This window comes from Planococcus liqunii, assembly GCF_030413595.1.
Lineage (GTDB): Bacteria > Bacillota > Bacilli > Bacillales_A > Planococcaceae > Planococcus > Planococcus liqunii.
In genome coordinates this window covers 3,641,558-3,663,079 of sequence record NZ_CP129238.1, presented here as the reverse complement: position 1 = coordinate 3,663,079, position 21,522 = coordinate 3,641,558, and the positions used below count along the sequence as shown (strand labels likewise).

The following is a 21,522-nucleotide window of genomic DNA, read 5'->3' as shown; positions in this document are numbered from 1 at the left end:
AAACCGATAAGAGTCTTCTGTAACTTTTCATCCCCAAATGTGTCCAATAGAAATAAAGGGGACTTAAAATGAATTTTAAACTTCTATACATAATTATACTGATTTTTCTTATCTTATCCGGCTGTTCGCAAGAAAAGGAAATCGCCAGAAATGCTTCCGGGGAAGATGTAAGTACCATCTCGCAAAAGCCTCCGTCTTTGACAGTAACAATCAATGAAAAAGAGTTCTTTACTGCATTAGGTGCTTATAAATGGAGTTATTATGATCAGAAAGCCGGCGGCATGGCTGCTATAGAAGCAGAGTCGCTGCCGCCTTCTGAATTAGCCGACAGCCGAAAAGCCCCTGCAGTAAACTCGGATTCTTCCATTGAACTCAACTTTGAAAAAGAGCCGATTTCCTACAAAGTGAGCATTTGGGACACGGCGGATAAGTTGAAAGGGTCTTTCAAAGAGGTGCAGCTTAACGGGGAAAGCGGGAGGACGGTCTATGAAGTGGTGGCGACTTGGGAACGTGGGACTGGCCATTACGTTTTTCCTTTAAATGTAGAGTAGCTTTTTTACTACATGAAAATGAACACGCGGACTAAGGTCATTTTGATAAGTTATATTTAAAAATAACTGGAGGTGATGATCTTGTTCACCGAAAACCCCCGATGCTCTTCATGTGGTAAGGAAATTGAAGGGGGCTAAGTCATCTTCCTTAAAATGCGCTATCCCAAAAGAAAAGGATTTACTGAAATCAGAGCTTACTTAAAAAACGAAGGGAAATTCATTTGTGAAACTTGCATTTCGAATATTTCAGGAGGGGAGGGACGGTAATTGAATATAGATACGGATAGGCTCGTAACATTCATCATTATGTGGGGGACACCGCTCGTCATGATGAGTTGGGCATACTGGAAAATGAGTGCAGAGGATAAAGCAGATGTGCGAAGTGATTTCAGTTCATGGCGGTTCATCTCCACCATCGGCTTTATCTCAGCCGGCACTTTCTTAATGCACGTGGCATCATTGCTAGGTATAGATATAATCAAAATAAGCGGGATAAGTTTATTGGTTCTTGGCGGCATATTTAACACATTTAATCAGTGGAAAGACAGCAAAAAGAAAAGTATATTGGTTATTGCTTTACTGTCGTTTGTGATTTTCATCAATCTATAGAATACATAGGATGTAAAGGCGAAGAACGGATGCCGCAGCTAAACTAAATCAATCTACGATAGGTTCTCATTACTTGTTTTGTTATATAAATCTTTATACTCAATAACCATCAGAGTATAAACAAAGACCGGAATTAAAAAGTCGCGGTTATTGGCTGGCGTGTTTGCTGTACTATTATCAAATAAAATACTTCCAATCAATGCGGCCATAATGATTGTGTTTAATAAGATAAACGCCACTTTATGTGCGGCAAAATAATCTTTTTTGATTTCGGCCGTTAAAATTGTCAGGACAAAGACAACTGAAACGATGCGAGTGGCAAATAAGAATTCGTATTGAAGAAAAAAAGTGGCTAATAAAAATACGAGAACTGCAAATTTTATTAGAATGGAAAAGTTTATTTTTTTCATAGAACACCTCTAAAGCATACGGATAACATTCCGTTAATCCTGAATGATAAAATGGCCGGCAAGAGCCTTTCAACAATCAAATGACTACCGGTAGTTTAATGGGCTCGGATGCTATTAGACTACCGGTAGTTTTTAATTAGTTCGGCTTAAGATTCTCCTCAGCCTTCGTTTTCACGATAGCGTGGGTTTTTCCTTGGGTATTTAATTCTCCACAGCAAGAACCCTGTCATCAAAATATAGAATCCTGTAGCGAACATGAAAAAGCCTGTGTTTTGAGAATAGGAAAAGGTATCACTGGTGAAGAAAACGATAAAATAAACAATCCATAATCCAGCGATACGCAGAATCTGGTTGGCGGCATTAGATTTAAACATGTCCTCATTCCTTTCACATAAATTAAATGGTCCGATACTATATATACCGTTTTTAACCGCAATGGTTTCATTTTTTGGAAATAACTTAATTGCTAATAGCTTTATTGAAAGCAGGAAAAACCGGCTGCGGCAAGGAATCTAGTTAGCAAGAAATGAAACGAAGCCGCTGCTGTTAGCAGATTGCGTATTCCAAAATGAACAAAGAAAAGGGAGGGAATGGTATGGCAAAGGTCTGTTTTGGGATGGTCATGTCGCTCGACGGATTTGTGAACGACCGTGAGGGGGGGATGAACAAGCTGTATGCTAGTTTTGAGCCGAACGAGGAGATCAACGACATGATGGCAAGGACGGGAGCGGTCATATTCGGGCGCCGCACGTTTGATTTGGGAGATGCGGAATCCTACGCCGCGGACTACGAGTTCCAGGTGCCGATCTTTGTGGTGACGCACCACCCGCCGGAAAAGCATCCCAAAGAAAACGACCAGTTGACGTTCACCTTTGTCACGGACGGCGTTGAAAGCGCAGTCAGGCAAGCAAAGGAAGCGGCGGGGGAAAAAGATGTGCTGATTCTCGGGGCGGATGTTTTCCGGCAGGCGCTCAAAGCCGGATTGGTGGAAGAGCTGCAAATGGCAATAGCGCCCATCATTCTCGGAAAAGGGCTCCGTCTGTTTGAACAGCTGGAAGAGCTTGAAATCGATTTGGAAAAAATCCGAACCATTGAGACCGGCAAGCAAGTGGAGATCTGGTACAAGGTGTTACGACAATAATGCACGAGAAGAAGCTGCAAGACCTGGGCTTCTTTTTTATTGTTTTACTCTTCTACACTGTTCTTCTTTCGCCATCTGGCTCCAAGCAGGCTGAGCAGGGCAATGGAAATAAAGGTAATCGGCAGCACTGTAAATAGCACTTTCCAAAGAGGCGTCTGTTCAGGAAAAGCCATTCCTATGAATGCGCCTAAAAAAGAATAAAAAATAACAATAAACGGGTCGACTTTCTTTGAAATGATTGGTGTTGCCAAGTAAACTTTAAGTTTTTGATAGAATCCCCTTTTCGTTTGCTCCATTTGCCTGCCTCCTTATTGTCAGCGTGCATGTATTTTTATTGCATTGAACTCTGTAAGGCTTTCAAGTCTATTCTTCTCTTTTAATACGTATCATTTTTAATAAAGATTCGGAATAAGGCAAGTTGCACAAACGGAAAGACGGACTTTCTTTTATAACTCAGTAATCCCTTTATCAAGTTTAAGATTTTCTGTATTAGCCAGGATGAAAAAACTAATAGAGCAAACCGAACTTATTTTTAAAAACTTTAAAGCACCCCTCAAATTTCACCTGATTTTCACTTAACTTTTGTACGATATGGAATATAAACAAGTCTCTTAAGCTCGTGATGCAGAAGAGGCCGTTCATGTTCAGAGAAAAGGGGTGCGTCGGGATGCAGGATATCTATTTTGAGGAAAATTACGGCCGGCTGTTTGAAAAAATCGAAAAAGGGATTTTTCAAGTTTTCACCTTTCCACATATGTACGGGACCGTAAAGCATTCGTTTATCATGCGTGAAATCCCGCTGCCGGTTCGTGGCGAAACTTACTACGACCTGGTGACGCCTTACGGATACGGCGGACCTCAAATTCTGCAATGTGAAGAAGGGCGGAAGGCGGAGTTGGTTGAGGCATTTGAAGCCGCTTTTCAGGAATACTGCACCGAGCGCCGGATCGTCAGTGAATTTATCCGGTTCCATCCTGTTCTGAACAATGCAGAAGATTTTCTCGCCTGCTACGATGTGGCGCATGTGCGCGATACGGTCGGCACAAACCTGAAGGACCATGACCAGCCGGTGGAAGTGGAGTTTTCAAAATCCGCACGAAAAAATATTCGCCAAGCCCTAAAAGCGGGCGTGGAATACCGCGTGACCCGAAATCCCGACGACTTAAGCGAATTCAAGAACATCTATTACGCGACGATGGAGCGCAATCATGCCGATACGTATTACTTTTTCGGAGATGAGTATTTCGATCAACTGATTCGCCTGTTAGGTGAAAATGTTCTGCTGGTTGAAGTGCTGTACGAAGGGCGCGTCATCGGCGCTGGCTTGAACTTCGTCTATAAAAACCTGGCGCATACCCATTTGTCGGGAACGTTGGCGGAATTCAATTGTTTCTCCCCGGCTTCGATTTTGAACTATGCCTTGACGCTTTGGGCGAAAGAACACGGCATCGACGTCATCCACGGCGGCGGCGGAAGAACGAACAGCGCGGATGACAATCTGTTTGTCTTCAAAAAGCAATTCGGCAGACAAACTGCCTTTAAATTCTATACCGGACGCAAAATCTGGAACGGCGCCGTTTACCAAGAATTATGTGCCGTGTTCGACTTACACGAAGAAACGGAATTTTTCCCGGCTTATCGCTCAAAGTCGATGGACTTATACGAGCGGGTTTAATGGAAACGGGCTGCGGTGAAGTTTTGGCCAGGCATTTTCCGGATTTATGAGAATGAGTAGAGGAGGGCTTGATTTCAAGCTGCTTCTCTTTTTGGATTCATGCAATTCTGTGAAAAATGTCCTAAACTTATGATTATTAAATAAGAACGCCATGTGTTATAGTAAGAACCCACCGATTTTCTTCTGAATATTTGGTGAAAAAATTGGTTCTTAAAATTTTTCTGTCCCTGGAATTGATGATTTACTGGTTTTCGAACTTTGTTGGAAAGAAGGAACTGCGAATGAGAAGCAAAATGAACCAGTTGATTGAGGATGAACGGAGTGTTCATGTCCTATATGCTTTTGATGGAATGGATAACTACATAAATCAGATCTTGAATTACATAGAGGATGGAGTTGCAGCAAAAGACCATGTCCTCCTTGTCGAAAACGAACGCGTTACACGGCTGCTGCAAAAAGAACTGGCTACCCGCTTTTCAGCGGCCCAACTGGAACTGGTGCACTTTATCAACAGCTTCCAGTTCTACTGGTCGAGCGGCAGCTACCATCCGCCTGCCATCCTGGCTTACTTTACGAAGACCATCCAGCCTTATCTCGAAAAAGAACAGCCTTTCCGCTCTTGGGCTCACGTCGAGTGGGAAAGTGTAAAAGAACCGCTTCACATTATCGAAGATTTTGAAAAAATCGCGGACGATGCGGTCAATGAACATGCTTTCCCGTTAGTCTGTGCTTATGAAAAAAACAAGATGCCGGAACACCTTCAAACGATTTTGATGGAAACCCATCCATATGTGCTGATGGAAGACGGTTTTGTCGTGTCCGACCAGTACCGCCCGGTAGATGCAGCGAAATAACGAGCGGCCATAATTTGAGCCCGTTCAAAAGAACACTGAAAAGCCCCCTGGAAATTAGGTTTCAGCCTAACTTTCAGGGGGCTTTTTAATGCCCTTGTGCAAGAAGCAATTCAGCGAAGAAGAGCGATTTGATAATATTTGGCCGCCATCTTATAGGCGCGGGCTTCATAATAATGTTCGGCCAGTTCAATGCTGATTTCTTTGACGAGCAGCGAGTAATATCCTTCTTGTGCCAACTGGACAGCTTGCTGAAGTTCCTTTTCATAGGCAGGAAAATCAAAACGCGCTTTATAGATTTGGGACCTCAAGTGCAGTAGTTGAATATGGGCATTAGGCAATTTATACAAAGCAGTTAAATGAAAACCTTTCTTCAAATACTCACTGGCCTCTTCCCAGTTCTTTCTTTCAATACTTATTTCACTTAGAACTTTAATGGCATGAATCGTTTCTTCTTCTTGATTTGCATTCATGTCATACTCCACGCTATTTTGCAGACATTCAATAGCCTGATCGAATTTTTTTTGCTTTTGATAAATTCGTCCATAATTATAAGCCAAAATTGGCGCGTAATAGCTTTTATTAAAGTCTTCTGAGAAACGCGAAAGCATATCCAGAGTTTCCAATGCTTCATCGTATTGGGCATTTTGATGGTACTGAATGGCTAATTGGGCTAAAGCATTTCCGATTCCTGCTTTAAAGTCCTGATCTTCAAAGATTTGCAAAGACTTTTTGGTATACGTTCTTGCAAGCTCTAAGTCTTCGTCAATTTTAGCCCGGACCATTCCCAAGTTCAAATAAGCTCTTGCTAACCGCACTGACGTTTCTTCATGTTGTATGGAGTCAACATAAAGGCCTGAGTAATGCAAGGCTTCGGGGTAATTCTTATTGTTATAGAAGTACTTAGAAAGACAATGGAAGTAATAAGAAATTTCGTTTTCATCCGTGGTATAAGCAGATGAAATAATGTTATTTGCCTGTTCGACTAATTGATGGGCTTCTTCCATATCGTGTTTGGTGTAATGCGAAATTAGAACATAGTAGATTTTGATTAAAGTGGAAGTTGAGTGGCTTTCTCTTGCATGAAGTTTTAACAAGGCAAGGTCCTGGGAATCGATTTTTCCCGTCTGGATATAAGTTTCATAAATCCTATAGATGTCCGGTTCAATGTTTTTTATATCCATGTTGAGCAAAAATTCAGGTTCTACTTCCATGACTTTGGCAATTTTCATAATGAACGAATACGAGGGCTTTGCTTTGCCGCTCTCAATTTTGCTTATGTATGTATTAGAACAAATCCCCTTAATTAACTCTGTTTGCGTGAGCCCTTTATGTATTCTGACCTGACGTATTCTTTCTCCTATTTCCATTCCCTCACCCTTTTCGTTTCAATGTAATTCCACCGTTTGTTTCTAGTCAGCCGGTTATGTGGTTAGGAAGTTATTTCATTTACAAGTTTATACAATTTATAAGTATTATACAATATTTTGCAATTTTGCGTAGTGTTAGAAAATTCCCGCACGTAATAATATGAGTATAGCAAGACCATAACAATAAAAAAAAGAGGAGATGGCATCCATGTCAAGAGAAGAAAAAATAAATGCATTGAAAAATCCTGAAATCCGTAATCAAGAAATTGAAAATCCGGTAGGCAAAACAATGAGTGAGCTTTCAAGTGAAGAGTTAGCCGGAATTCAAGGCGCTTCCGATGTGAACGCAGAAACAACGCCATTATGCATTGCCGCATCTATTGGCGCAACTATTATCTTTTCAATGAGAAATTGCTAATCAAATTAAAACTAAAAAATTGGAGGAATTAAAATGACTAAACAACAAATTATCGAAGCGTGGAAAAACCCGGAAATTCGTGATGGTGTTGAAAAAGTGACGCCTCATCCATCTGGAAAAGCTTTTAACGAATTGACTATGGACGAGCTTGCAGAAGTGCAAGGCGCGTCAGATGTAGCACCTGAAACGACACCAGCTTGTGTGGCTGCATTCGCGACTGGCATGCTCTTCTCCATCAAATATTGCTGATTACTTTTAATAGTGGAGGACATTCCTCCACTATTATTTTTAGAAATAATGAATTTGATAATATCTATGATCATTCGTATATATTCTCAAATTTATCATTGAAAAGGAGTGGAAGAGATGGAGAAAGTATTGACCCAGACAAATCATAAGGAATATATCCATGCCCTATTTAGTTACGAAAGAAGCCGCTTTTTAAAAGAAAAAGGAATTGATCCTGCTCCAGTTGTAAGCAAATGGAGAAAACGCCTTTCAATGGCTTCTGATGACATTTTCCAATCAAAATTAACGGTCTCGGGCCTTTCCGAACAACGATTTGCTGAAATGGTTACACCCCTGACCGAAAAAAACTTAGATGAAAAAGAGATTCGAGAACTAACAGCTTTCCTGAAATCAGAGATGAATTTAGATCTTGTGATAGAAGGACTGAATCTTTCTGAAGGAAAAGAAAAAATGAAAGAACAGCTCGACTTAGGCTTATTTATTCATCCATTCTTATCGTATATCTCCAATCGGCTCGAGGTGATGTTGAACAAGCTTTCCGGCCAACAACAGGCGAATATCGCGAAGATTAAAGAAACGCTGATGTTTGCGATTGGCAGCCAGTTGATCACCCAGGCGTCCAGGTCCATTGTATTGGAAATGCATATTTCCAAGTTGAAAGATGAACTTTATGGTTCGACAGCTGAAGAACGATTCCAGTCATTCATTAGAGAGAAGGCGTTAAATTCCTCTGAATTGATCAAGTTTTATGAAGAGTATGCGGTGCTGACGAGAATCCTTATTTTGCGGAGTGAGTTTTTTCTTGAGAATGTAAAGCTGACTTTCGAAAGATATATGAATGATTTCGCCTCGTTGAGCCATACGTTTGGTCTAGAGAACCTGGTGTTGGATTCCATTGAATTTGGTCTAGGCGATACCCACCAGAAAGGCAAGACGGTGGGGAAATTTGTTTTTGAAAACGGAAAAACAATCATCTACAAACCTAAAGGGCTGTCAATCTCATTAAAATATCACGACTTGCTGAATTGGATTGCCGAAAGAGTTGAATTCCCAACCTTATCCCCTTATAAAATTCTGGATTTTGGAACACATGGATGGGAAGAATGCGTCTTGTACAGCAGCTGCCTTACGCAACAAGAAGTGAAGCACTATTACCAACGGTTCGGTGTTCTCTTGGGGCTGATGCACTCGATCAAAGGCGCCGACTTCCACTTGGAAAATATTATAGCAGGCGGCGACACGCCATATATTATTGACCATGAAACTTTATTTCACCAAAGTCCGAAACTGGATTTTCCGGATTCCGTCGAAGTTGACTTGAAGTATGAACAAGCTGATTCTGTAGTGGGAACCGGCTTGCTTCCTATTGCTATGTTTAAGAATGCAGAAGGAAAAGGCATTGATCTGAGTGCCCTTAACGGGAAAGAGCAGGAATTGCCTTTTAAAGTGCTAAAGCTTGAAAATTCCATGACGGATGATATGAAATTTTCGATGCAGTCTGAACGGTTCCGAGGTGCCAATAATCTTCCTACGTTGAATGGAGAAGGAATCGATGCAGGGGACTATTTAGAAGATATTTTAACCGGGTTTGAAAATATCTTTAATTTCTTCATTTACCATAAAGAAGAACTGCTAAGCGCCAAAGGGCCGATTGAAGCGTTTCGGCATGAAAAAATCCGTGTTGTAGCCAGAGCCACTCAGCAGTACTTCAATTTTCTTAATGAATCCAGCCATCCCGATTATATGAGAGATGCGCTGTATTTGGAAAATCTATACGATCGCTTATGGTTCTATCCTTATAAGGACAAGCGCATCATTCATCATGAAATTTTGGATTTAATGGCGGGCGACATTCCTTTTTTCAACTCGCTAGTGGATTCAAGAGATTTATATTCAAGTACCGGAGAAAAAATCGACGATGTCTTCACCCAAAGCGGCTATGAAATAGTGGTTGATCGCATTCAAAGTTACGATCAGGATGAACTTCAAACCCAGCTGGGGTGGATCCGAACTTCGCTTGTCGGTTCAAAAAAAGAAGAGGTGAGCCCACAGGAAGAACAGTGGAACGACAAACCTGTTCCGAATGACGTAAATCGGTTGTTTGTAAAGGAAGCCCAATCGATTGGAGACGAAATTCTGAATAAGCTCCGCTATTCGAATAAAAAAGACAAAGCTTCTCTCCTGTGCCTGACGCCAACGGGTGAAGGGAATTGGTCCGTAGCGCCTGCCTTGCAGGGCCTGTACGATGGCCTTGGCGGTATGTCACTCTTTTTCCAATACTTATGGAAAGAAACAAGGGAAGAGTGTTATAAACTGGCTGCTGAAGCCACATTGAAGTCAGCGGCAGCACCAATGGTGGAAAACCAGGGATTGGTTTCTTCGTTCACCGGATCCGCTTCTCTGCTATATCCAATATTGCATTTCCATAAAAACTTCGGCAGCAACGAATACGATTGGAAAATCGAAGAAATTAAACAAAAGTTGAAGCAAAACGTCCAAAAGGACGAAGCTTTTGATTTCCTTGGCGGAGCTGCAGGCATTTGTCATTTGTTAATGAATGCCTATGAATGGACAAGTGACCGTGAGTATCTGGAAATAGCTGAACTGTACGGAGATCATTTATTGGCAAACCGCCATGCTCCAGCTCCTGATCAAGCAGCTTGGGCATCCGGGGAATCCGGCAATTATTTAGGCGGCTTTTCACACGGCACAAGCGGAATAGCCCAAAGCCTCTTTAGGCTATCCCGCTTGACCGGAAAACAGCCGTACCAAGAAACCGCCGAAAAAGCGCTGCGTTTTGATCAATCGCTTTTTGATGTTGGAAAAGGGGCGTGGAAGGATAACCGCAGTACTGAAGATCAGTATGTCCATCAGTGGTGCCATGGCTCTATGGGAATTGGGTTGAGCAGGATTGTGATGTCTGAATACACAGCCGATCCATCAGCGAAGAGGGAGATAAACCAAGCGATTCAAAATCTTCGGAAGCACGGCTATAAGCGTTCGGACTCTTTATGCCATGGAAACTTTGGAGATACGGAGCTGTTTTTGCAAGCAGCAAGCCACTTCCGAGAATCCGGTTTTTTAGAAGAAGCGAAACGAAGAGGATACAATCACGTGCTGCAAAAAGAAGCACGCGGCTATTATCAAGTAGATGGTCCGCACGGGTTTATCCAGCCCAGCTTATTTACCGGCCTGGCTGGAATCGGCCTGCAGTTATTAAGGCTGTCGAATCCGAAAGAGGTACCCCCAGTCTTATTATTGGGTTAAATAATTGAAAGAGTATAAAGAGCAGTTCAGTCGAGGGGGATCCGTCCATCATCCCTATTGATTGAATTGCTTTTTATATGGAAGAAAGATTCCAAAGGTGCTTAGATTCTCTCTAAAAATTCCATATAAAGGGAATTTGGTTAAAGAGCTTGGTTTTATAGCACTTTTTTTCGCAGTGTACTTACTATTTTTTTACCTATTCTATTCACCTATCCCCTTTCTTTATAGTTAACTTAACAAATAAATTCACTTATTAATGGGGGGACATAATCGGATGGAGATCAAGCAATTAAGTAACAGAGAACGTGAAGTTGCTGTCTTAGTCGCTAAAGGAAAAAAGGATGTGGAGATAGCAAAGCTGCTATTTATCAGCCGCAGAAGAGTAGGGGAATTGATTTTTAACATTAAAGAAAAGTGGGAGATTACTTCCCGGGTTGAAATTGGAATCGGTGTTTATTATTTCGGCTGGCTTCATGCCCAAGAAGAGCGTTCTATGGATCAAAATTCGAGGCCTCCCTTTTATACAATAAGTCATTTTAAAGAAGTTCAAATTTAGAAAGGGGAGGGATATATGGCTAGTAAAGTACCCTTCATTGAACAAATGGAACACAGTGAGTGCGGGCTTGCAAGCCTGGCCATGGTATTTGCGTTCCACGGGAAATACGTTTCGCTGGCTGAATTACGAGAAAATTTCGGGGTGCCTAAAGGCGGAACTTCTTTGTATCAGCTGATGCTTATCGGAAAGCATTACGATTTAGACGTGAAAGGGTTTAAAGCTGCAAAAGAAGCCCTTATGGACATGGCTCTTCCGGCAATCATCCACTGGGAAAACAAACATTACGTTGTGCTGGAATCCATTTCAAAAAAACATGTTGTCGTAGTGGATCCAGCTTTAGGCAGAAGGAAAATCCGCCATGAAGAGTTCGATGAAAAATATACAGGCTTTGCCCTTTGTTTAACGCCAACCGAAGGGTTTGTTAAAAGCAAGGGACCTTCGCATGTTAAATTCTTTTTGTCTTTTGCACTGAAAAAACCGAAATTGATTTTCTTGATTCTGTTTGGCTCTTTGGTTTTGCAGCTTTTCACCCTTGTGGTGCCATGGATGACTACTTGGATCACGGATAATATCATTGTGCCAAAAAATGGCGATGCGATGAGTTCGATCGGGATTGGCTTGTTCGTGCTATTTATCAGTTTTCAAATTCTTTCATGGTTCAGAGGTTTCCTGGTTGCTAAACTTCAGACCAGCATCGACAAATCACTGATGGAAACGTTTATCGGAAAACTGCTGACTTTGCCTTATAACTTCTTTGAAAATCGTTCGGTAGGTGAATTGCTGTTTCGCGCTAATTCCAATGTATACATCAGGCAAATCCTATCCACAAAGGTTATTTCTTTTTTGATAGATGGTATTTTGGTCTTCACGTATTTAGCGATCATGTTTCAATATTCAATCCAAATGACGACAACGGTGCTTTTAATCGGGATTACAGTGTTTGCCTTATTGGTGGCCAGTACAAAAGTTTCGAGGAAATTATCGGATCAGGATGTTTCAGCCCAATCAAAAGTGCAGAGAATCCTATCGGAAAGCATCAATGGAATCAGTGATATTAAAGTGATGGGCCTGGAGAACATGGTGTTTTCTGAATGGAAAGGCCTTTTCCACAGTCAATTGAAAACAGCAGAAAAACGCTCGATCTGGGTAGCGTCCATTAATACGGTCGCTTCTTCTGTCCAGTTCATCCTTCCTGTTTTTCTTCTGTGGTATAGCAGTTCCGCCATTCTTGCAGGAACGATGACCTTAGGTACTGTGCTGGGCTTTAATGCTTTAGCAATGGCTTTCATTACACCCATTATCTCTATTGGCAATGGATACGGCGAGTTAACTTATTTAGGATCCTATCTCCAGCGCCTATATGACGTCATGCAAGCTAAATCAGAAATTGAGGATCAGAAAAACGAAGCATTGAAAATTCAAAACCCTGTCTTAAAAGGAGACATTGAATTTGAAAATGTATTTTTCCGGCATAATCACTTTAGTGAAATGGCCATCAAAGATGTCTCATTTAAAATATCAGCGGGAGAAAAAGTGGCGATTGTCGGATCTTCCGGATCCGGAAAAAGCACGGTTGTTAAATTGCTGTTAGGGCTCTATACCCCTACAACAGGAAAGATTAAATTTGATGGAAAAGAAAGCACCATGATGAATATTGCAGCTTTGCGTAAATCCATGGGCGTTGTATTTCAGGAAGCCCGGCTCTTTAATAAGACAATCGCTGAAAACATTCGAGCGCAAAGAACCCTCGTTGAAAAGGAAAATATAATTGTGGCCGCCCAAAAAGCCAATATTTACAAAGAAATCATGGATTTGCCCTTGAACTTTGACACAACGGTTTCTGAGTTCGGAGCGAACTTTTCCGGTGGCCAAAGGCAGCGCCTATTGATTGCACGGGGATTGGTCGCCAATCCGCCGATTCTGATCCTGGATGAAGCGACCAGCGCATTAGACACCTTATCAGAAAGTGTTATCGATCGTGAGCTCAACTATATGTCATGCACACGGGTTGTCATTGCCCACAGGTTAAGTACAGTTCAAAATGCAGACAAAATCATCGTTATGGATAACGGCCAAATCGTGGAAATCGGCAATCACGAAGAATTAACGAAAGAAAAAGGATATTACTACAATCTGTGTAAAGCTCAAACTTTGATAGGAGAGTTGAAAAATGAACGTTCAGCATAAACTGCCAAAAACACTAGCGGGAATTCTGGCTTTAAGTGTAAGCATGAGTTGTTTAACACCTTCTGCCCAGGCTGCCGGATTCCCTAAATTACCTGTTCAAGCGGTAGAAGATGAATCGAAAATGATTTATCTGTTTCAAGAAGGTACGAATTTACGGATGATTGCTGAAGATATCCAAGGGATTGATCCCGGGGCCTCAATCAATGCGATCCAGGAAATTGAAACCTTGACAGTAAAAGCTTCCGGTCCCGCTCAAAACAATAAGGTTAAGAAGCATGTTCAAAATGAGTTCGGAACGCTGATTACAGAAGTAGGAGAAGACCAGACCGTTAAAGCAGGGGATGTCCGGCCAAGCAGTATGCCGCCTGTTTCAACTTTAATGCCGCTGGCTTCCGCTCCTCAAAACCTGAAGAGCGAAGCAGATTCCACTTATACAAGATGGCTATGGGATATTGATCTCGTCACTCAAAATGGAGCAAGCCGCGATATAGAAAGCGGGAACCACGGCGTGAAAGTTGGGATTGTAGACAGTGGACTGGATTTCAATCATTCGGATTTAAAAGCGAATATTGTTTCGAAGGGCCGATCCTTGGTTGATGGAGTGGCAGATACGCAGGATTATATGGGGCATGGCACGATGGTAGCAGGTTCAATTGCTGCCAACGGCCATATAAAAGGGATTGCCCCGGAAATCGGAATAGTCCCCTATAAAGTGTTCCACACGGGAAATGCCGATTCAAGCGACGTTATTGAAGCGATTGTAGCGGCAGCGAACGATGATATGGACGTGATTAACTTAAGTTTAGGTGTTTACAAATCCTTAAAGAATAAAGACGAAAAAGCTGTTTATGCGGCATACAAACGTGCATTGAAATATGCAGAAAAAGAAAATAGCTTTGTCGTTGCATCTTCGGGTACGGAAAGTGCCGGATTCGATATTTTCAACGCGAAAAAACTGGCAGCTGCCCGGGGGTTCTCGGAAGACGCTCAGCTGCACATGCCTGGGGGGTTAGAGGATGTGTTTACAGTAGCTGCAACCAACAAAGGCAATGCGTTAACTTTTTACTCTAACTACGGAAAGAATGTATCAATTGGCGCACCAGGAGGGGATTACGGCCCTCTTGCCGATCAGGGGCTCTACGATGTACGGCACATGACCCTTACGACTTATCCGACTAATTTGATGCAGTCGATAACAAGCGAGTATGCCGGATTTGAAAAAGGCTATGAATTCATGACCGGTACTTCTTTAGCGGCGCCTAAAGTTTCGGCAACAGCTGCCCTTGTAATTGCTGAATACGAAGAAGTGCACGGAAAAAAACCTAAAGTCCAGGAAGTTAAAAAAATTCTCGAAAAAGGCGCTGTAAAGAGCGATAAAAAGAAATTTGGCGCAGGAATCGTCAATGCCTATAACTCCCTTACCTTGATTAAATAAATAAAGAAATAAAAGGAGGCAGTAATGATGAAGAGTAATTTACTTGGTTTTTTGCGGAAGAAAGAAACTTCACTGAAAACGGATCATCATTTAGTTGAACTATCCAACGAAGAAATGATGGGAGTAGAAGGTGCTTCAAGCGAATATTTAGCTCATTTTTATGAGCAGGACAAAATCAAAGGCTTATTCGACCCGATTTACCAAAAAGTATTGTAAATAAAAGAAGTCATTCAGCAATTTAACTGAATGACTTCCTAATAAAAATATTTCTCAAGAGAAATCTGTTTCTCGGTGAAGCGGGTTAATAATATCCTGGATGTTGCCTGCGTTAGTTTCCTTAGAAAATTCGGTGTGTTGTTCATTTGCTGCAGAATAATCAGTGGCAGCAGCAAGAGAAGCGACGATTGTAAGAGAAACAAGTAATTTTTTCATTAGTATTAATCCCCTTTTGTTAAGTATTTTTTCTTGTATTCATCATAAGATGGAAGCTTAGTTGAAAATAATTAGTAAAATTAGCTCTTTTATTTCGTATAAAAACTTGTATTTAAACGAGTTTTTTTACCCAAAAAATTTAATTTATTCATAATCTGGAATGAAATTGAGAAAGGAGAGGACAAAATGGAAATTGCTTACCCGTTTACGATTTACAAAAACGCGGAAGAGGACTGGCTTGCAGCCGGCAGCCAGCCGCTGATCCACGTGAATACGCTAGCCCAAATCTGCTTCCGCGCTTTTTCTCAAGTGCCTAATTTTCCAAAACCCGCAATTGTCATCCTGGACCATCAAGCAGTGGAAGGCATCAGCCAGCCGGGCCGGTTTGAACTGGATTTTGATCACAATTACTTTAAAAAAACAGGGGAAGTCGGCCCGGATCTGGCAAAAGAAAAAAGATATCGATTGGGCCTCTTGCATGAAAAGAATGCCCAAGAAGTGATTAAAAGCTACGAAAAGGCGGTTCTGCTGCACGGAGAACTGGCCATTGTCTTTGAGAACAGGCAAGTGGATTCAAAAGAAACGGCCATTCAATGGATTACAGACTAAGGAGATGATTTGGATGAACAAGCTATGGCAATACGGATTGTGTGTGCTGGCGGGTGTGCTGGTCATTGTCGTGTATAAAGCATTTTTCTAAAGAGAGGGAGATTAGGATGAACCTGACGATCAACGATTTAAACAAGCATTTCGGACCTTACCACGCGGTAAAGAACTTGTCTTTATCGGTCAACCAAGGCGAAGCCGTGGGGCTGCTGGGAAGAAACGGAGCAGGAAAAACCACGACGATCCGGATGATTCTCGGGTTATTGCAGCAGGAAAGCGGCAGCATCCAATGGGGAGGCCGTCCGTTCTCGCGCAAAGAAGTGAAACTCGGCTATCTGCCAGAGGAACGAGGGCTGTATCCGAAGATGAACATGCTCGACCAATTGGTGTATTTCGGCCAATTGGAAGGCATGAGCAAGCGTGCTGCTAAACAGGAAGCCCTGAAATGGATCGAGCGCCTGGGGATCAGCGAGTACCTCAAAAAAGATACCGGAGATTTATCAAAAGGAAACCAGCAAAAAATCCAATTGATCGCGGCGCTGATGCACGACCCGGACCTGGTCATTTTGGATGAGCCGTTCAGCGGTTTGGATCCGGTCAATGCACAGATGCTCGAAGGCGTGATCGAAGACCTGATCCGGCTGAAGAAAACGCTGATCTTTTCGAGCCACCGGATGGAAAGTGTGGAATCGTTCTGCGACCGCGTGTATTTGATGAAGCACGGCGAAGTGGTGCTGTCGGGCGCGATTTCAGACATCAAAACCCGGTATGGCTTCAAGTATGTGAACATTGAATCCTCGCAGCCTTTGGAAGAGCATCTGGCGGGGCTGCAAACGGATTTCGTGAAAAAAGGAAAAGAATATCAATTGCAGGTCAGTTCCATGGAACAGGGGCTGCACCTCATCGAGAAGCTGAAAAGTTTGGTGGCGATCCGGAAAATCGGCATCGCTGACCCGTCGCTCAACCAAATATTCATTGAAAAGGCAGGGGATTGATGATGAGAAACTTCTATTTGGTCTTCAAGCAATCATTTCGGGAAAGAGTGACATCGAAGTCGTACCTGACGACAACTTTGGCTTTGATCCTGATTTCCATCTTCGCCATTTCGCTTCCGAGCCTGCTCGAGAATTTTGCAGACGCGAAAGAGGAAGTGGCGGTCATCTCCAATACGCCGGAGATCCAGTTGGCAGAACTGGAAGGGCAATTGGCTGACTGGGAATGGAAAGAAGGAACGGACAGCCAGATAAGTTCGCTGAAGGAAGATGCCCAGGAAGGCAAAATTGCCGGCTTGTACATCATCGATAAAGGCGAAAGCAATTATTCCGTCACCTACTTCTCCAAAAACAACGACGTCGTCTTGAATTCGTCGCTGTCGCAGTATCTGCAAGCAAAAAATACGCAGCGGATTGCCGACAGCAACGGCATATCGGCGGCTGATCAGCAGGCCCTGTTCGTTCCGGTCGCCATGGAAAAAGAATCTTTCACTTCAGAGAACGAAGTTTCGATCTTTGTGATTTACTTGATGCTGATGTTCATCTTGATGGCGGTCATGATGTACGGCACCACCATTGCCACCGGCGTCGCCTCGGAAAAAGCGTCGCGCGTCATGGAAGTGATGGTGACAAAAGTGAACCCGCTGGCGATGATCTTCGGGAAAATCTTCGGCATTGCGCTGGCGAGCCTTGTGCAGTTTGCGGCTTTCTTCGGATCGGTCGCGCTGTATTTGAAATCGGGAATCGTGGAACCCGCCCAGAGCCTGGGGAATTTTGAATTGAATCTGTCGGCTCTGACCGCCGAGCACTGCGTGTACTTCTTTATCTTCTTCTTGCTGGGATATCTCTTATATGCTTCCCTGTATGCGGTATTCGGTTCGATGGTGAGCCGTCCCGAAGAACTCAACGGCACCACAATGCCGATTTCCATCCTGTTGATGGTCAGCGCTTTTTCCGGCATCCTGTTTGTGATCGATGACCCGACTTCTGCGCTGTCGAAGTTCATGGCAATCTTCCCGTTTACATCGCCATTCAATATGATCATCCTGATCATGAAAGACGCAGCATCATTTGCGGAAATTAGCCTGTCCATCGGGCTGCTGGTCCTGACCACATTTGCATTCGGCTATTTTGCAGCCAAAGTCTACCCGAAAGGCATCCTGCACTTCGGGGAGAACTTGAAACTGCGTCAGCTGATTATGAGGAAATCATAAGAATAGACACAAGAAAAGGAAGAGGCACGCCGCACGCTGGCGGTGTCTCTTCCTTTTCGTTTCTAATGGTTGCCGATCGACCGGATCCATTCAATCCGGACAGCCTGGCTCCATTGCTTGAAATCATGGGTGAACTTCGCTTCTTTGTCGTTCAGGACCTGCGCTTTGCACGACACGGTTTCATCGGCATGGTGCAGCTTCACTTCGTATTTCCCGGGTGCCGGCAGGGAGTAGAACGGCAGCAGGCCGTTTTTCGGGCACCAGTTGACCGAATAGAATTTCCCGAGCAGTTTTCGCACGATGGAAATATTCCCTTGCGCCAAAGCCTGCCGGATGCGGGTGGAGCTGATTTTCTCGCCGCCGAATTCCAGCAGTTCAACGACCGAAACATCGAAATGCCCTGCGCCTTGCGCAGCCAGCGTCTCGGTATTGCCGCTTCCGCGGGCGCCGTAGTGGAAATCGCTGCCGCAGACGACCTGGACGGCATTCAGCCTGATTAGAAACTGCTCGACAAAACCGACAGGGGGAATGCCGGCGATGTCCCGGTCAAAATGGACCAGAAACAAAGTGTCGATGCCGAGCGCTTCAAGCGCGGCCTGCTTTTCTTCAAGCGGCATCAAATACGGGAACGATTCCGCCCCTTTGCCGAGCACCGTTTTCGGATGCGGGAAAAAGCTCATGACTGCGGATGCGATGCCAGCTTCGTCCGCTAAGCGCTTGGCTTCCTGTATAACCGACAGGTGGCCTTTATGCAAACCGTCAAAAAACCCTATAGCCACCGCCTGCTCCGGAAACCCCTTGTGCCACTGCGCCATATTTTGACTTGTTAAATGGATCGTCTGCATAAAAAACCCTCCTGTTAGGTGTTAGTTTCGGGCTGCGATGCCCTGCGCCACGTCATAGATCAGGTCTTCCTGGCCGCCGACCGCCTTCATACGGCCGAGTTCCACTAGGATGTCGCGTTCATCAACGCCGAAGCGCTTCGCCGCGACTTGCGTATGCAAGAGGAAGCTGGAATACACGCCGGAATAACCCATGACGAGGCTTGACCCGGTGATTTCCTGTGGCCTTGGCATATAAGGCGTCACCACATCGTTGGCGGCGTCCATGATTTTGTAGAGGTCAATGCCCGTTTCGTAGCCGAGGCGCTCGAGGACCGCCACCATCACTTCCGTCTGTGTATTGCCGCTGCCCGCACCGAGTGCGCGCAGGCTGCCGTCGATAAACGTGGCGCCCGCTTCGACCGCCGCGACGGTGTTCGCCATCGCCATCGATAAATTGTTGTGGCCGTGGAAGCCGATGTCGCAGCCGATCGACTGCTTTAGCGCGGAAATGCGTTCGGTGACATCTTGCGGCAGCATATAGCCGGCCGAATCCGTGACGTAGACGACTTCTGCGCCGTAGCTTTCAAACAGCTTCGCCTGTTCGACAATTTTCGCAGTCGGCGCCATATGGCTCATCATCAGAAATCCGACCGTCTTCAAGCCCAGTTCACGGCCGAGTGCGATATGCTGCGCGGCTACGTCCGCTTCCGTGACGTGTGTCGCGACGCGCACCATTTTCGCGCCGGCTTTCACGGCGTTCTGCAAATCGCCTTTGACGCCGATGCCCGGAATCAGCAGGACGGACACTTCCGCCTGTGTACATGCATCCGCAGCGATTTCAATGAGTTCAAGTTCGTCGTGTTTAGACAAGCCATATTGCAAAGACGAGCCGCCGAGCCCGTCGCCGTGCGAAACTTCGAAATAGCGGACACCCGCCGCATCAAGGGCCCGCGCCGTATCCCGCACCTGTTCGGGGGTAAAGGCATGCGACATCGCATGGCTGCCGTCACGCAAGGTGACATCCAATATCTCAAATGATTTTTTCTCCATCAGTCCATCTCCTCACGCGTTTGCCGTCAGTAATTCTTTCGCCATTTCGTTGGCGACCCGCGCCGCCGCAGCGGTCATGATATCCAGGTTGCCGGAATAGGCAGGGAAAAAGTCGCCCGCGCCTTCGACTTCCAAAAACACCGAGACGCGCTGGCCGTCAAACTGCGGCGTGCCCCGCAAGCGGTACCCCGGAACGTATTCCTGCACTTCGGCCACCATCCGGTTGATGGAGTCCACGATTTCCGCTTCGTCATAGTCTGGTGTTTTGATCAACGCATTGACCGTGTCGCGCATAATGACGGGCGGCTCTGCCGGATTCAGGATGATGATCGCCTTGCCTTTTTCGGCGCCGCCGACCCTTTCAATGGCGCGCGCCGTCGTATGGGTGAACTCGTCGATATTGGCGCGCGTTCCGGGGCCGGCGCTTTTGCTGGATACCGTCGCCACGATTTCCGCATACTCGACCGGCGCGACGCGGCTGATGGCGTGGACGATCGGAATGGTCGCCTGGCCGCCGCACGTCACCATATTGACGTTCGGCGAATCGAAATTCGCTGTCAAGTTAACGGGGGGTACGGTAAACGGGCCGATCGCCGCCGGCGTCAGGTCGATGACTCGTTTGCCGGCCGCGGTCAACAGATCGCTATGCGCTTTATGGGCATAGGCGCTGGTGGCGTCAAAGACGATGTCGACCGCGTCCAATTGCTCCATCAAGCCGTCGATGCCGTTTGAAATGACGGTGTAGCCCGCGTCCTTCGCGCGCTTCAATCCTTCTGAATCGGCATCGATGCCGACCATGACGCTCATTTCGAGCGAATCGCAGCGTTCGATTTTGTACATCAAATCCGTTCCGATATTGCCTGAACCGATAATTCCCACTTTTAGTTTATTCATTTTGTCACCTCTGCCGGCTGGAATGAAATACTGACTTCGCCCAAAACGCCGAAGTCGGCTTTGAAACGGTCGCCTGCTGCAAACGGCAGGGCTTTCGACAAGGCGCCGGACAAGACAAACATGCCGGGTTCGATTTGGATGTCGTAGCGGCCCACTTCATTGGCGAGCCAGACAACGGCGTTCAACGGATTGCCGAGGACGGCGCTGCTCGATGCCGCATCCACCGCTTCGTCGTTTTTGTAAACCGTCATCTCAATTGCTGCGATATCCACATCCGAAAGTTTCGTTTTCTTCGAACCGAGCAAGGCGCCGGCGGAAGAGCCGTTGTCTGCCACGGTGTCTTCAAACTTGATGCGCCAGTCCGCGATGCGGCTGTCGATGATTTCGACCGATGGAACGACGTAATCCGTCGCCCGGACCACGTCCTCAATCGTCACGTCCGGGCCTTTCAAGGCTTCCTTGAAGACGAACGCAATTTCAAATTCGACTTTCGGCTGGATAAAGTGCTCCGCGTCGATGGCGCGCGCTTCCTCGTAGACCATCGAATCAAGCACAAAGCCGTAATCCGGCGTATGGACGTTCAGCATGTCCTGCATCGCTTTGCTCGTCAAGCCGATTTTCAGGCCTTCGACTTTCGCGCCTTCACTGAGTTTCTGCTCGATCTGCAAAAGCTGGATCCGGTAGGCATCGTCCGGCGTGATGCCGTCTGCTGTTTCGGTCAGCGGCGCGATGGGCTGTTTCGTATTTTCTGCATCCCGTAATTGCTGGGCGATTTTTTGGAGTTCCATGGT

Annotated in this window: 24 protein-coding genes; 15 read left to right on the top strand and 9 right to left on the bottom strand. The window is 45.1% G+C overall.

The window, feature by feature from the left end; all coding sequences use genetic code 11:
* Positions 1-68: 68 nt before the first annotated feature.
* Positions 69-551, top strand: a complete 483-nt coding sequence (locus QWY22_RS18060) for a hypothetical protein (RefSeq protein WP_300982184.1) — start codon at positions 69-71, stop codon at positions 549-551.
* A gap of 267 nt (positions 552-818) precedes the next feature.
* Entirely contained in the window at positions 819-1,160 is a 342-nt protein-coding gene (locus QWY22_RS18050; protein ID WP_300982183.1) for a hypothetical protein, read from the top strand.
* Between the two features lie 53 nt (positions 1,161-1,213).
* On the opposite strand, the gene QWY22_RS18045 is transcribed toward QWY22_RS18050, so the two are convergent.
* Both QWY22_RS18045 and QWY22_RS18040 read right to left on the bottom strand, forming a co-directional pair.
* A complete protein-coding gene (locus QWY22_RS18045) occupies positions 1,214-1,570 on the bottom strand; it encodes a hypothetical protein (RefSeq protein WP_300982182.1) in 357 nt (118 codons plus the stop codon).
* Positions 1,571-1,728: 158 nt separating this feature from the next.
* The gene (locus tag QWY22_RS18040; protein WP_300982181.1) at positions 1,729-1,944 is read right to left on the bottom strand and encodes a hypothetical protein; all 216 of its coding nucleotides are present in this window, start codon (positions 1,942-1,944) and stop codon (positions 1,729-1,731) included.
* Between the two features lie 221 nt (positions 1,945-2,165).
* Between QWY22_RS18040 and QWY22_RS18035 the strand changes: the two genes are divergently transcribed.
* The gene (locus QWY22_RS18035) at positions 2,166-2,711 is read left to right on the top strand and encodes a dihydrofolate reductase family protein (RefSeq protein ID WP_300982180.1); all 546 of its coding nucleotides are present in this window, start codon (positions 2,166-2,168) and stop codon (positions 2,709-2,711) included.
* Positions 2,712-2,755: 44 nt separating this feature from the next.
* Here the strand turns inward: QWY22_RS18035 and QWY22_RS18030 are convergent, their stop codons facing one another.
* The gene (locus QWY22_RS18030) at positions 2,756-3,007 is read right to left on the bottom strand and encodes a hypothetical protein (RefSeq protein WP_176294206.1); all 252 of its coding nucleotides are present in this window, start codon (positions 3,005-3,007) and stop codon (positions 2,756-2,758) included.
* A 344-nt stretch (positions 3,008-3,351) separates the two neighbouring features.
* Here QWY22_RS18030 and QWY22_RS18025 point away from each other — a divergent pair, with 344 nt between their 5' ends.
* Both QWY22_RS18025 and QWY22_RS18020 read left to right on the top strand, forming a co-directional pair.
* Entirely contained in the window at positions 3,352-4,386 is a 1,035-nt protein-coding gene (locus QWY22_RS18025; RefSeq protein ID WP_300982179.1) for a GNAT family N-acetyltransferase, read from the top strand.
* Between the two features lie 281 nt (positions 4,387-4,667).
* Positions 4,668-5,240, top strand: a complete 573-nt coding sequence (locus QWY22_RS18020; protein ID WP_300982178.1) for an MEDS domain-containing protein — start codon at positions 4,668-4,670, stop codon at positions 5,238-5,240.
* Positions 5,241-5,350: 110 nt separating this feature from the next.
* On the opposite strand, the gene QWY22_RS18015 is transcribed toward QWY22_RS18020, so the two are convergent.
* Entirely contained in the window at positions 5,351-6,607 is a 1,257-nt protein-coding gene (locus QWY22_RS18015; protein ID WP_300982177.1) for a helix-turn-helix domain-containing protein, read from the bottom strand.
* Between the two features lie 208 nt (positions 6,608-6,815).
* Here QWY22_RS18015 and QWY22_RS18010 point away from each other — a divergent pair, with 208 nt between their 5' ends.
* The 7 genes from QWY22_RS18010 (at position 6,816) to QWY22_RS17980 (ending at position 14,935) form a co-directional block, all read left to right on the top strand.
* Complete coding sequence (locus tag QWY22_RS18010) at positions 6,816-7,025, top strand: mersacidin family lantibiotic (RefSeq protein WP_300982176.1); 210 nt, start codon at positions 6,816-6,818, stop codon at positions 7,023-7,025.
* A 33-nt stretch (positions 7,026-7,058) separates the two neighbouring features.
* The gene (locus QWY22_RS18005) at positions 7,059-7,274 is read left to right on the top strand and encodes a mersacidin family lantibiotic (RefSeq protein ID WP_300982175.1); all 216 of its coding nucleotides are present in this window, start codon (positions 7,059-7,061) and stop codon (positions 7,272-7,274) included.
* A gap of 117 nt (positions 7,275-7,391) precedes the next feature.
* Positions 7,392-10,541, top strand: coding sequence for a type 2 lanthipeptide synthetase LanM family protein (locus QWY22_RS18000; protein ID WP_300982174.1), 3,150 nt, complete (start codon positions 7,392-7,394; stop codon positions 10,539-10,541).
* Between the two features lie 274 nt (positions 10,542-10,815).
* Positions 10,816-11,097, top strand: a complete 282-nt coding sequence (locus QWY22_RS17995) for a response regulator transcription factor (RefSeq protein ID WP_300982173.1) — start codon at positions 10,816-10,818, stop codon at positions 11,095-11,097.
* A 15-nt stretch (positions 11,098-11,112) separates the two neighbouring features.
* On the top strand, positions 11,113-13,284 hold the full coding sequence (locus QWY22_RS17990; protein WP_300982172.1) for a peptidase domain-containing ABC transporter: 2,172 nt from the start codon (positions 11,113-11,115) through the stop codon (positions 13,282-13,284).
* Complete coding sequence (locus QWY22_RS17985) at positions 13,268-14,719, top strand: S8 family serine peptidase (protein ID WP_300982171.1); 1,452 nt, start codon at positions 13,268-13,270, stop codon at positions 14,717-14,719. Before QWY22_RS17990 ends, QWY22_RS17985 begins: the two co-directional genes overlap by 17 nt.
* Before the next feature lie 27 nt (positions 14,720-14,746).
* A complete protein-coding gene (locus tag QWY22_RS17980; protein WP_300982170.1) occupies positions 14,747-14,935 on the top strand; it encodes a hypothetical protein in 189 nt (62 codons plus the stop codon).
* Positions 14,936-14,989: 54 nt separating this feature from the next.
* Here the strand turns inward: QWY22_RS17980 and QWY22_RS17975 are convergent, their stop codons facing one another.
* The gene (locus tag QWY22_RS17975; RefSeq protein WP_300982169.1) at positions 14,990-15,151 is read right to left on the bottom strand and encodes a hypothetical protein; all 162 of its coding nucleotides are present in this window, start codon (positions 15,149-15,151) and stop codon (positions 14,990-14,992) included.
* Positions 15,152-15,337: 186 nt separating this feature from the next.
* Between QWY22_RS17975 and QWY22_RS17970 the strand changes: the two genes are divergently transcribed.
* The 3 genes from QWY22_RS17970 (at position 15,338) to QWY22_RS17960 (ending at position 17,963) form a co-directional block, all read left to right on the top strand.
* Entirely contained in the window at positions 15,338-15,760 is a 423-nt protein-coding gene (locus QWY22_RS17970) for a hypothetical protein (RefSeq protein ID WP_300982168.1), read from the top strand.
* A gap of 107 nt (positions 15,761-15,867) precedes the next feature.
* Complete coding sequence (locus QWY22_RS17965) at positions 15,868-16,752, top strand: ABC transporter ATP-binding protein (protein ID WP_300982167.1); 885 nt, start codon at positions 15,868-15,870, stop codon at positions 16,750-16,752.
* Positions 16,753-16,754: 2 nt separating this feature from the next.
* Positions 16,755-17,963: an ABC transporter permease gene (locus tag QWY22_RS17960; protein WP_300982166.1), complete on the top strand. Its 1,209-nt coding sequence runs from the start codon at positions 16,755-16,757 to the stop codon at positions 17,961-17,963.
* A gap of 62 nt (positions 17,964-18,025) precedes the next feature.
* Here QWY22_RS17960 and QWY22_RS17955 read toward each other — a convergent pair whose 3' ends face one another.
* Genes QWY22_RS17955 through QWY22_RS17940 form a run of 4 tightly spaced genes read right to left on the bottom strand, consistent with a single transcriptional unit; the run spans position 18,026 to position 21,519 of the window.
* On the bottom strand, positions 18,026-18,808 hold the full coding sequence (locus QWY22_RS17955; protein ID WP_300982165.1) for an FAD synthetase family protein: 783 nt from the start codon (positions 18,806-18,808) through the stop codon (positions 18,026-18,028).
* Between the two features lie 21 nt (positions 18,809-18,829).
* Positions 18,830-19,837, bottom strand: coding sequence for a 4-hydroxy-2-oxovalerate aldolase (gene dmpG, locus QWY22_RS17950; RefSeq protein ID WP_300982164.1), 1,008 nt, complete (start codon positions 19,835-19,837; stop codon positions 18,830-18,832).
* Between the two features lie 12 nt (positions 19,838-19,849).
* Positions 19,850-20,731 carry an acetaldehyde dehydrogenase (acetylating) gene (locus QWY22_RS17945; protein WP_300982163.1) on the bottom strand — a complete coding sequence of 294 codons (882 nt, stop codon included), beginning with the start codon at positions 20,729-20,731 and terminating at the stop codon, positions 19,850-19,852.
* On the bottom strand, positions 20,728-21,519 hold the full coding sequence (locus tag QWY22_RS17940; protein WP_300982162.1) for a 2-keto-4-pentenoate hydratase: 792 nt from the start codon (positions 21,517-21,519) through the stop codon (positions 20,728-20,730). The genes QWY22_RS17945 and QWY22_RS17940 overlap by 4 nt, the downstream gene beginning before the upstream one ends.
* Positions 21,520-21,522 lie beyond the last annotated feature (3 nt).

Coding starts and splice junctions, on each gene's coding strand:
- QWY22_RS18060 (WP_300982184.1), top strand. CDS start 69: ATGAATTTTAAACTTCTATACATAATTATACTGATTTTTCTTATCTTA.
- QWY22_RS18045 (WP_300982182.1), bottom strand. CDS start 1,570: ATGAAAAAAATAAACTTTTCCATTCTAATAAAATTTGCAGTTCTCGTA.
- QWY22_RS18040 (WP_300982181.1), bottom strand. CDS start 1,944: ATGTTTAAATCTAATGCCGCCAACCAGATTCTGCGTATCGCTGGATTA.
- QWY22_RS18035 (WP_300982180.1), top strand. CDS start 2,166: ATGGCAAAGGTCTGTTTTGGGATGGTCATGTCGCTCGACGGATTTGTG.
- QWY22_RS18030 (WP_176294206.1), bottom strand. CDS start 3,007: ATGGAGCAAACGAAAAGGGGATTCTATCAAAAACTTAAAGTTTACTTG.
- QWY22_RS18025 (WP_300982179.1), top strand. CDS start 3,352: ATGTTCAGAGAAAAGGGGTGCGTCGGGATGCAGGATATCTATTTTGAG.
- QWY22_RS18020 (WP_300982178.1), top strand. CDS start 4,668: ATGAGAAGCAAAATGAACCAGTTGATTGAGGATGAACGGAGTGTTCAT.
- QWY22_RS18015 (WP_300982177.1), bottom strand. CDS start 6,607: ATGGAAATAGGAGAAAGAATACGTCAGGTCAGAATACATAAAGGGCTC.
- QWY22_RS18010 (WP_300982176.1), top strand. CDS start 6,816: ATGTCAAGAGAAGAAAAAATAAATGCATTGAAAAATCCTGAAATCCGT.
- QWY22_RS18005 (WP_300982175.1), top strand. CDS start 7,059: ATGACTAAACAACAAATTATCGAAGCGTGGAAAAACCCGGAAATTCGT.
- QWY22_RS18000 (WP_300982174.1), top strand. CDS start 7,392: ATGGAGAAAGTATTGACCCAGACAAATCATAAGGAATATATCCATGCC.
- QWY22_RS17995 (WP_300982173.1), top strand. CDS start 10,816: ATGGAGATCAAGCAATTAAGTAACAGAGAACGTGAAGTTGCTGTCTTA.
- QWY22_RS17990 (WP_300982172.1), top strand. CDS start 11,113: ATGGCTAGTAAAGTACCCTTCATTGAACAAATGGAACACAGTGAGTGC.
- QWY22_RS17985 (WP_300982171.1), top strand. CDS start 13,268: ATGAACGTTCAGCATAAACTGCCAAAAACACTAGCGGGAATTCTGGCT.
- QWY22_RS17980 (WP_300982170.1), top strand. CDS start 14,747: ATGAAGAGTAATTTACTTGGTTTTTTGCGGAAGAAAGAAACTTCACTG.
- QWY22_RS17975 (WP_300982169.1), bottom strand. CDS start 15,151: ATGAAAAAATTACTTGTTTCTCTTACAATCGTCGCTTCTCTTGCTGCT.
- QWY22_RS17970 (WP_300982168.1), top strand. CDS start 15,338: ATGGAAATTGCTTACCCGTTTACGATTTACAAAAACGCGGAAGAGGAC.
- QWY22_RS17965 (WP_300982167.1), top strand. CDS start 15,868: ATGAACCTGACGATCAACGATTTAAACAAGCATTTCGGACCTTACCAC.
- QWY22_RS17960 (WP_300982166.1), top strand. CDS start 16,755: ATGAGAAACTTCTATTTGGTCTTCAAGCAATCATTTCGGGAAAGAGTG.
- QWY22_RS17955 (WP_300982165.1), bottom strand. CDS start 18,808: ATGCAGACGATCCATTTAACAAGTCAAAATATGGCGCAGTGGCACAAG.
- dmpG (WP_300982164.1), bottom strand. CDS start 19,837: ATGGAGAAAAAATCATTTGAGATATTGGATGTCACCTTGCGTGACGGC.
- QWY22_RS17945 (WP_300982163.1), bottom strand. CDS start 20,731: ATGAATAAACTAAAAGTGGGAATTATCGGTTCAGGCAATATCGGAACG.
- QWY22_RS17940 (WP_300982162.1), bottom strand. CDS start 21,519: ATGGAACTCCAAAAAATCGCCCAGCAATTACGGGATGCAGAAAATACG.